The sequence below is a fragment of the Anaerosporobacter sp. genome (assembly GCF_965301125.1).
The window spans coordinates 1957-2906 of the sequence record NZ_CBDLAM010000307.1 but is presented as its reverse complement, the minus strand read 5'-3'; the positions used below and the strand labels follow the sequence as shown (position 1 = coordinate 2906).

The 950-nt window shown below is 31.8% G+C and carries 1 pseudogene; it reads right to left on the bottom strand.

The features are described from left to right. Positions 1-719: 719 nt before the first annotated feature. A pseudogene (locus tag ACW2QF_RS19145) lies at positions 720-950 on the bottom strand (hypothetical protein); the annotation flags it as partial.

Sequence of the window (950 nt, the reverse complement as noted above, 5' to 3'; positions counted from 1 at the left end):
CTTAAATTCTGTATTATTATAATCTAGTCTATTTCCTTCAAATACATCATCTAATCCTTTCGTATACCCAGGTGCAAATATCGCCCTCAGCAGTCCATTTTCTCTGGTAATGGACTAAAAATAACTGTATCACCTACATATCATTCACTTCGTGAACAGGTAGGTAATACAGTTATTTTTTAAGGGATTTAAGGAGTTGGAAGTCCTAAAGTATAATCATAATAAATATTATGGCTCCTGTATTCTAAAATAAGAGCCAATATTTAAATATGCATTAACGTCTTTTTCTGTCTGGCTTACCGCCTTTTGAATCACTTTTTCTATCTTATTTACTGCTTTACTATTTCCATATCCGTTTGTTCATTCTGCTTTATTTCCACACCAATCCTTATTCATTTCTATGAATGGATTATAGCGGATTTTTACAGTATTGTGTGTGGTCAAAAAGGATGTTCTCACCATGATAAATACAAACTTTTTGAAAACGTTTTATCATCGTTTGGATGAACGACACTCTAACAATATATACCAGTATGCAATGCAAGATGCCGATTATCTTAATACCATGCAATTGGATTACCTTCGGCAAAAACCATTTCGATTATTTATAGACAAGGAGCGGATGCTTTAGGTGTGTCCTTATGTGGAGACATAATAAATTTTATAACACCCTATGTTCTTTGAAAGATTTATCCGAATTGTTTTATATCAAAATGTAATTAAATGATACTTTTCAACCATTCGTCCAATACTTTCCCTACTAATATTTCTTCCCTTGGTTCCATATCCTTACATATTAACACTGGTTTCTTTATAATCTTTACTGACTCAATTTCTTCTCTTGTTATGTACTTTACAAACACAAATTGTTCTTTCTTTTCAAAGTCATATTCCTTTGCAATCTGCTCAGAATTTGTCCAAATCATATATGTATTATCTTGAACATCCTC